Raw genomic sequence first — 9,014 nt, forward strand, 5'->3', positions numbered from 1 at the left:
ATAATATGACGCACCACGGCTGAACCTATGAAGCCGCAACCGCCTGTCAACAATATCCGCATTTCAACCTCTTAGTTAAAATCATGATCTGAGCCCCTATAAAATTATTTTCTCTTAGTGCCTGACCGGTTCTATTATGCGACTGGTAGGTCCAAAAAACAAAGGTGAAGGGTTCGCTCCCCTTGAGTCCGGGAAAATGCTTCGAGCAGATCACCAAGCCTGCTCAATCGAGCAAGTCGCTCTTCAACATCAAAGAAACCCGGCTGCTTCATCTTCCACCATACCCAATCGATGCAGGAAAAAACGCGACATCTTTCCCTGCCTGAATCCACTCAAATCGAGCTACACTCAAACCAATTCAGTTAACGTAACATCATCTCCACGGGGCATATATGGGGCCTCAATGCATACTTCTGGATTGCGTTCGACAAGGGGATTGACGCTGGGTTTGCGCAGCGGCACTATTTGGATAATCGGATCACAGGCTTCGAAGACGTACGCTATACTGCTGCCAAAGGATGACATAATCGTCTCTTTCATTTCAAACTTCCGTCGTTTAATCAGCCTCGGGCATGACTGTCGACCGGCGCTGTTTTCGCAGAGTTTTGAAGCCCGTGTGGAGCACGCTATCAATCATGACTGGCCTGCCCTTTTTGGCAATGCAGCCGATGGCGTGGGTGCTCCATGGGAAAAGCAGTCACGCGCCTGCCGCGCGGCGCTGGCCTCGTTTGTCACCGCCGCGGACAGTGCGCGTGATACGGGTCGGACAGATGAGGCCGCGCGCGCTTACCATGCGGCCGCTGCACTTGCGCCTTGGCGTTTTGATCTTCGGCTGCAACTTGGCAACATGCTCAAGGATAGCGGATTAATGCCGCATGCGGAGGAGACCTATCGGGGCCTTATCGCCGAAGCGCCGACGCTCGCTGAAGCGCATCTTCAGCTCGGTCATGTTTTGAAACTGGTCGGGCGCAGAGTGGACGCTATGTCTAGCTACCGTGAGGCAATACGCCAGGATATCGGGTGCGAAGCAGCGCATAGGGAGTTGTTTTTGGCGGGCGAGACAGACCGCCACTATGCATCCGGGCAGCGTCGGGGCACGGTTCAAGGGTTTGACGACATCGCTCATGTGGCGTCAAAACTTCAGGACATTCGTTCGACCCTTGATGATCTTTCTAGAAAACTGCCGGATATTGCCGCTTTCCTCGCATGGCCAATTGATGACTATGCGGCGTTTCGTCACCTGCACGATATCCCGCCCCCGCCCGCCATTCGGCCAGAAAAAAGCGTGCTGCTCATCATCCCGCAAGCGGGCATCGCCGATGATGTCGTGGTGGCACAGGTGGCTTCGGTCGCGGCATCGCGGCATGTTGCCGGGGTGTTCATTATTGGCGCAGCGCAGAAACACCGTGCGTGTTGGGACGCCGTAGACGGTGTGATCGGGTTCGTGCGTCATGTTGAGAACGAGGATGATATCCCTGACGCGTTGGCCGCACCGTATCTTGTACGCCTTGCGCCGGGGCGGATACCGCATGCGCAGCTCGCGGCCTGGAGCGCCGTGGCGCTTGGTGATATGGCGTGCGATCTCATCTTTTATGATGAGGAGAGTCTCCGTCGCTCGCGCGCAAACGCGCAAACGTTTGAAGCCTGTCGATTGACGGCGCGTCCGGCTGTCGATCCCCTTTGGCTCGAACAATGCGACAGTGTGGGCGAAACGCTAGGTATGCGTGCGGACGTGTGGCCGGCCGTGAGAAAGAGTGATGCTTCTCGCAGGGTTCGTACGGCACTGGCGCAGGGCATGACGGTCAGTCACGTTCCTTATCCTTTGGTTAGTGTCGAGGAAAACGTCATCGAGGCCCCGCTAAGAGGGCAGCCAGAGATCGCGCTGCCCGCGCCATTTTCCACGCAGAAGTTGCCTGCGCGCGTCACGGCTATTCTGTGTACGCGCGATAACGGGCACTCGACCAAGGCAATGGTCGACAGTCTTTTCACGCTTGCGGCTTTCCCGCAATGTCTGGAGGTGATTGTCGTTGATAACGGGTCGGTTATCCCCGAACATCTGGCTGTTCTCGACGCGCTCGGGCGGCAGGAGCGGGTCACTATTCTGCGTGATGAGCGAGTGTTTAATTGGTCAGCTCTTAACAACATGGCAGCCACGCGGGCAACAACAGAGCATCTCCTGTTTTGTAACGACGATATGGCGATGCTCTCCGATGGATGGGACAGTGTGCTTGACGCAATTTTGCGTGACGAGTCCACGGGGGCTGTAGGCGCGAGGCTTCTCTACAAAGACGGCACAATGCAGCATGCGGGCGTCTTGCTCGGCTGGCAGGGCTCGGTCATTCATGATGGGCTTTATGAGCCGCAGGGGAGTGCCGAGCAGTTAAACCGCTGGCAGGTGACGCGCCAGTGTTCGGCCGTGACCGGCGCCTGGCTGGGGGTAAGGGCCAGCGTGTTCAGAGAGGCAGGCGGGTTCAATGCGGCGCGCATGCCGGTTGCCTATAGTGATATTGATTTTTGCTTGAGGCTTGGCACACAGGGCAAGGCGATCGTCTGGACGCCGATGATCAATGTTCGGCATGATGAGTCGGTTTCACGTGGCCTAGATCACCTCGACCCTCTTCGGCATACCTCGCGCAAAGCCGAGCGGGCAGCATTCGAGCAGATTTGGGGGGCAGGGGCTCTCGCCTATGATCCGTCCGTCAATCCTGTATGGGCGGATGCAACGCTGCCCTGGCGGCTGATCGCGCCTGTCCATGCCGAAAAGGCATTGGCTTGGATCGCCGGACCAGGCCGAGGTTTTCTGTCAGATTTTGGGCGAAGGACATCTGGGACAGACTCCGAGCGCTTGCGTGCGGACGGTGCGTAGCCGAGTGAGTGCGCCATGAAAGCGTGGCTTAACGCGCAGCTGAAAAACGGACTGGCCAGTGCATTGATACTCTTTGCGGCAGGGATGTCTGGTTCGGTGGATGCGTCGCCAGCGCCATCAGTCAAAACAGAGGCAAACGTGCCGTTCATCCCGCAAGGGAGCCCGATATCTGGCAGCCTTGGCGGGCGTATCGCGCAATTCATATTACGCGAGCCCGTGCAACAATTCGCGGATGTTCGCGAGTGTGCTAGTGAGTCGCAGGCGCCAGTTCTGGGGGGCAAAGTCTGCGATTACAGCTATATCAGAGCGTATCCGTCCAGCGGGGGTGTCTGGTCCCGTAATGCGGTGACGGAACTAAACGCAGGTTTTGACTTTCACCGGCAATCTGCGTTCGCCGACGAGATGGATATCAATAACGCGGCCGGTGACTATCAGGATTTTGCGCACGCCAACGCGGTGGCCCTGCTAATCAATGGTATGGGCCGGATGAATACCGCGGCGATATCGATCCAGACCGGCAATCAAACGTCACCGATGCCGATCTGGTATAATGGCGTTTACCTTGGTCCTCACTCTATCGACGCGTATGGGTTCAGAGACATGAGCGGTAGCGCGACGTCTGTGCGCATTGAGGGAGACCATAGCGGGGCGGGCATTGATCTCGCTTCGGCGCGCACTGGCGTGATGGGGGTTTTGCTTGCTCCTGGATCACGCCAGGGTCTTGGCGTGCGTCTGAGGGACGGTGCTGTTGCGGCTCTGGTATGGGCCGATCCTGATGGTGAGGTGCATGTGGGGCCTGACGGGGCGTCGGCGCGTGGTGTTCGATCCCAACATGCCGATCGTGAGGTTATCAGCATGACTGGCCATCTCAGCGTGTCCACGCCCCGGCCGACGCTCTCGAATTGCGGGCAAGGCGCAGCGCTCTCGCAAACGGCCAATGATGTACATGGCACGGTGACCGAGGGGAGGGCTGATCGCTGCACGGTACTCTTCAGCGCACCATTTACGACACGTCCTGATTGCGTGATATCGAGCCCGTCTGGCGCGCCAGCGCCGGAATACTCCGTCACGACGACGGCTTTGACGTTCAGGCATACTGAACAGTTAGGTCAAAGTTATACTTATCAATGCCTGCAATAATTACGTTGTGAGATTATCGGAGTTCCATGTTGTTAAATTCGCGTGAGACGCATCTCGTGCTCGGTGGTAGCGGGTTTATTGGCCGCAGCGTATGTGCCAGGCTGCTGGAAGACGGTCATCGCGTCATTGTCGCCAGCAGGAGGCCTGTCTCCGGCTTTCTGTCAAACGCAGCGTCGCGTGTGGACAATGTGGTCGGCGACCTGATGACAACAGACTGGGACCGCCTCGTCGCGCAGGCCGATGTCGTACATCACTATGCGTGGAGTTCCATTCCGGCCAGTGCCAACGCCGATCCGTCCGGCGACCTCGAGAGCAACATGGGTATCATGTTCGGCCTTTTGAATGCGCTTCACCGCAGGGGGCAGGGCCGTATCGTTTTTGCGTCGTCGGGGGGCACGGTGTACGGCCGGGTAACGGCCGCGCCGGTTGGTGAACATCATCCTCTGCTTCCGATCACAGCCTATGGTGCGGGAAAGGTAACGGCAGAAACGTATTTGCGCCTTTATCATGATCTTTATGGGCTCGATTGTCGGATTGCGCGAATTTCAAATCCATTTGGCGTGGGGCAAAATCTTACACGCGGACAGGGCGCTGTTACGACATTTCTGCACAAGGCCATGTTGGGGGAGGAAATCGTGCTATGGGGCGATGGAAGCGTTGTGCGCGACTACCTTCATATCAGCGATCTGACTGACGCGCTTTTGCTCCTGGCGCGCGCATCAGACCTCTCGGGAGAAACGACGTTCAACGTGGGCAGTGGCGTTGGTGTCAGCCTCAACGCGGTGATTGCGCTTATTGGCCAGAAGCTCGAACGTGCTGTGCGTGTCAGTCGGCTGCCAAGCCGTGCTTTTGACGTTCCAGTAAATGTTCTCGACATTAGCGCACTCAAGCGTAGACTGAATTGGGCGCCGTCGCTGAGCTTCTCAGAGGGTCTCGATCGCGCTATCGAGACCCTCTCGCGTGCGGCGACGCCTTCGCGAGGGTAAGCTCCGCCTTTCGACAGCTCATATATCGCTTTACCACCCTCATTTTCTAGCAAAGAGACCTGATCCTTGGATATTAAAAAGATCACCTCCAATCTTGGAACCAAGCTCTTTGCTTTTAGATCGGTTGTACCGGCCATAGGACCCGCGACGCCGATCGCCAAGCCGATGAGTGTCGCGCATGCGACGACTATTTCGGAGCAGCCGAAATCGCTCAAGCTCCCCAAGAAGCCGCGGCAGCGCGCAGACGCATTTCGCGACAGAAAAAACTGGATGCAGGCTGCCGAAGCGTATCGCGAGCACCTGGGCGCGCATCCTGATGATGGCCCGATCTGGGTGCAGCTCGGCCATGCCCTAAAGGAAAGCGGCCAGTACAGGCTGGCGATGACTGCCTATCAGAACGCACAGAAAGTCATGCCGGGCGACGCAGATCTGCAATTGCAGATTGGGCATCTTGCAAAGATGATGGGCAATAACAAGCTAATGTTTTCCAGCTACCTGGAGGCCTGTCGTCTTAATCCTGCGCAGGAACATGCCTATCGCGAGCTTCTCGATGTTTCGCCCAAAAGCATCGAAGGGTGGAGTGCGATTGATGCACCGCGCGACCGGCCAGCGCCTCATTTCACTCAGCCCCCCGCGGAGCCTGGCATTCGACCCGGGAGTCTGTCGGCTTTCGCCGTTGCCGATCCGGTTCGCGCTGCTGTGCGCAGCGTCATGATTGGTACGCACATTAGATCCTTGGCGACGAATACCGTACCGGTCGAGGTGGATGCGGCGTATGTAGCGTCCAAGGTTGGCGTTCTATTTTCTAGCTACGAGATGGCTGCGGATGTTTTTTCGGCGATGTCGGGCATTCAGGGCAATCGCCTCGATCAGCCGAGCAATCAGCGGCCCGTCTTCGGTTTTGGTGCGGTGCCCACGCGGCATATCAATGGCGTCGACGTGACGTATGAAGCACATCCGATCCTAGAAGCGTATCGCCGTAAGCAGATCGAAGTGTCGTCTCGCTTTGTCATGCTGCCCGATCGCGCGGGAACGGTTGTTGGCGGTCCTCTGATTTCGGTGCTGATGCCGGTATATAGAGGACCAGCTGTTTACGTCGAGCGTGCAATACTTTCAGTTCTTCTTCAGACATACGCGAATATCGAACTGTGCATCGTAGATGATAGATCCGAACGGAGTGAAATCAGTGCGCTGCTGGCGTATTATGCGGCTTACGACAGCAGGGTGAAAGTCTCCGTCCACGAGACGAACCAAGGTATTTCCGCCGCGACAAATACCGCGCTGTCTCTGGCCAGTGGCGATTATATCGCCCTGCTGGATCATGACGACATGCTGACACATGATGCAATCGCGACTGTTGCAGAGCTCCTGAAGGCGGATCCGGCGCTCGACCTCGTCTATTCCGACGAGTGCAAGATTGATGGCGATGATATCGCTGACGAACTCTTCCCGAAACCGGACTGGAGCCCGTCTCTTCTGCTGAGCGTGATGTATACGGGACATCTCTCGGTATACAGAAAAACAATTGTAGAGCGTGTTGGCGGTTTTCGTTCGCAATTCGACTTCTCTCAGGACTACGACCTGATTTTACGTGTTGCCGAGATAAATCCTAAAGTCTTTCACCTGCGGGAATATCTGTATGGCTGGCGTATGATCTCTGGCTCGGCTTCGGTTGGTGGCAAACCACTTGCCCGGCTTTCCAATGTCGCTGCCCTACAGGATGCAGGTAATCGCCGCGGTCTTGACGGCATCGCGCTCGGTATGCCTCTCGCCAACAGATTCCGCGAAGAAAAACCTGCTCATGCGTCTCTCGTGTCGCTGATTATCCCTTCTGATAATGAGTTACACATTACGACCACGATTGCCTCAATCGTTTTGATGACGAGCTACGCGAATTTTGAGATTGTGGTGGTGACAAACGCGCTGTGTGCAGCGGCGTGTCAGCGTCAGACCGCGACGCTGAACGTACGGTATGTGCCTTATGACAAGCCGTATAATTTTTCGGACAAGTGCAATGTCGGTGCCGAGGCGGCAGCCGGCGACTATATCGTCTTCTTCAATGACGATGTTCGCGTCATCGAGTCCGACTGGCTTGATGTCGTGATGGAGAGCCTGACGAAGCCAGGTGTTGGCGTCGTTGGTCCAAAGCTTCTCTATGAAAACGGTGCGATCCAGCACGGTGGTATGGTGTCCGGTGTCCGCGGACTCGTCGGAACGGCGTTTCACACATTTCCGGAGCATACGCCGGCCCATTTCGGGTTTGCGCAGTGCACCCGTGAAGTCGCGCTAATTTGTGGCGCGTGCCTTGCCATGCCTGCGGCGGTTTTTCGAGAAATCGGTGGGTATGACGCCGTGAACGCACCGATCGCGCATTCCGACGTCGATCTTTGCTTCAAAGTTCGCGAGGCAGGCTATAGCTGCGTGTATACGCCACATACGAGACTCACCCATATCGGTCATCTCTCGATCGGGGAAACCAAGAAGCAAGCAAAGGCACCCTCTCTCAAAAGCAAAGCAGATATCTTTCTTCTCCGCCGCTGGGGCCACTACACGGCGGATGATCCGTTTTTCCCTCCGTCCATGCGTGAGATCACGTTCATTGATTCACCGACGCATTTCGATCTGACGATTGGTAATCGCGACGTCTTCCGTACGGGCCGGGACTACTTGCTGATTTCCCATGATTTGTCGAATAGCGGCGCTCCCAAGATCGTGTTTGATCTGGCGCAAATGCTGCGCGAGCAAGGGCATTATGTGCTTGTCGTCTCACCGCTTGACGGGCCGTTCAAAGAGCGCCTTTTGGAGCTCGGTGCGGACGTTATGATCGACGGCCTTTGCCTTACGCCGCACGCTGACGCCTTTGTCAATCTCGCCTGTAATTTCGATGCCGTGATTGCCAATACAATTGTCTGCTGGCCTGCCATCAACCGCCTTGCCCGCCTGACCCCCTGCTTTTGGTATATTCACGAGACAACGCTCGTCGGGCATTTGTCTCGGGCTCACCCTGAACTCGGTCGGGATGCAGGATTTGCTCATGTCTGGGCCGGTAGTAAAATGGCTCACGACGCCCTCGAGGAGATCGGTATTGACTCGCAGGTGATCGAGTACGGTGTGGACGAGGCCGCTCCTCAGACTCGCACTCGCAAAAGTGAGAAGATTATTGTGTCGGTTCTGGCGACGATAGAGCCACGTAAAGGTCAGGATCTGGCGATCCTTGCGTTCACCGCACTTCCGCCCAAGATAAAAAAACAGTGCGAACTGCGTTTTGGCGGTCGGGTCAATGACACTGGCTTCGTGGAGGGGTTGTTGGAGCTGGACAAGAACGGAGACGTTCGAAATCTGGGAGATCTAACGCTGGAGGATTATCGTGCGTATCTTGCAGAAACGGACATCCTTTTCTGCCCGTCGCGCGATGACACCTTGCCTCTTGTTACGCTTGATGCGCTTTCTTCGGGGAAAGTACTGGTCTGCAGCCGTGCGACTGGCACGTCGGCCTATATCCAAGATGCGGTTTCGGGTTTCCTGCCTGAGCGCAATGATATCGAGAGTCTGTCCGACGCACTTCGGCGGGCGGTCGAGGCGCAGAAGGATTGGTCCAAGATCGCAAATGAGGCGCGTTCTGTGTTCAAAAGGAATTTCTCGATCGCAAAATTTCGCGCAACCGTGCAGCGGCATCTTGAGTCCGTGTATTCTCAAAGCTAAGAACAAACGCAAGACTGGCCACGTCAGCGTCCATCGCAGAAGTGTCACCCGCTCTTTCAGAGCGGGTGACACAGATGAAGGGTTCGAAAAACCCTCTGGTTTTGAGGGTTCCTCTGTGATTCTATTTTCCCTTAGTTGATTGGGGAAGATGAAACGGCTGGGTTTCTTTGATGTTGAAGAGCAGCTTGCTCGATTGAGCGGGCTTGGTGATCAGCTCGAAGCATTTTCCCGGACTGTGGATTTTGAGGTGGAGGGATCGAAGAACCGTTGGTTGATGCGCTTGGCTCGCGATTTAAGGCTTTTGGCGATTTGATTGACGG

Annotated in this window: 5 protein-coding genes; all 5 read left to right on the plus strand. The window is 56.1% G+C overall.

Translation table 11 applies throughout. The annotated features are described in order from the left end of the window. Positions 1-616: 616 nt before the first annotated feature. Complete coding sequence (locus HK24_RS12110; protein ID WP_158093009.1) at positions 617-2,866, plus strand: glycosyltransferase; 2,250 nt, start codon at positions 617-619, stop codon at positions 2,864-2,866. A gap of 216 nt (positions 2,867-3,082) precedes the next feature. After that, a complete protein-coding gene (locus tag HK24_RS12115) occupies positions 3,083-4,006 on the plus strand; it encodes a hypothetical protein (protein ID WP_143412324.1) in 924 nt (307 codons plus the stop codon). 26 nt (positions 4,007-4,032) lie between these two features. Next, positions 4,033-4,992, plus strand: a complete 960-nt coding sequence (locus tag HK24_RS12120; protein ID WP_086634685.1) for an NAD-dependent epimerase/dehydratase family protein — start codon at positions 4,033-4,035, stop codon at positions 4,990-4,992. A 66-nt stretch (positions 4,993-5,058) separates the two neighbouring features. Further along, positions 5,059-8,694, plus strand: a complete 3,636-nt coding sequence (locus HK24_RS12125) for a glycosyltransferase (protein WP_143412325.1) — start codon at positions 5,059-5,061, stop codon at positions 8,692-8,694. A 148-nt stretch (positions 8,695-8,842) separates the two neighbouring features. Further along, a complete protein-coding gene (locus HK24_RS13630; RefSeq protein ID WP_158093010.1) occupies positions 8,843-9,007 on the plus strand; it encodes a hypothetical protein in 165 nt (54 codons plus the stop codon). The last annotated feature ends 7 nt before the right edge of the window (positions 9,008-9,014 follow it).

It is taken from the genome of Gluconobacter sp. DsW_058 (assembly GCF_002153615.1).
Classification (GTDB): Bacteria; Pseudomonadota; Alphaproteobacteria; order Acetobacterales; family Acetobacteraceae; genus Gluconobacter; species Gluconobacter cerinus.

What these genes read in the sequence shown, in the direction of transcription:
- HK24_RS12120 (WP_086634685.1), top strand. Translation starts at nt 4,033, where the DNA reads ATGTTGTTAAATTCGCGTGAGACGCATCTCGTGCTCGGTGGTAGCGGG.
- HK24_RS13630 (WP_158093010.1), top strand. Translation starts at nt 8,843, where the DNA reads ATGAAACGGCTGGGTTTCTTTGATGTTGAAGAGCAGCTTGCTCGATTG.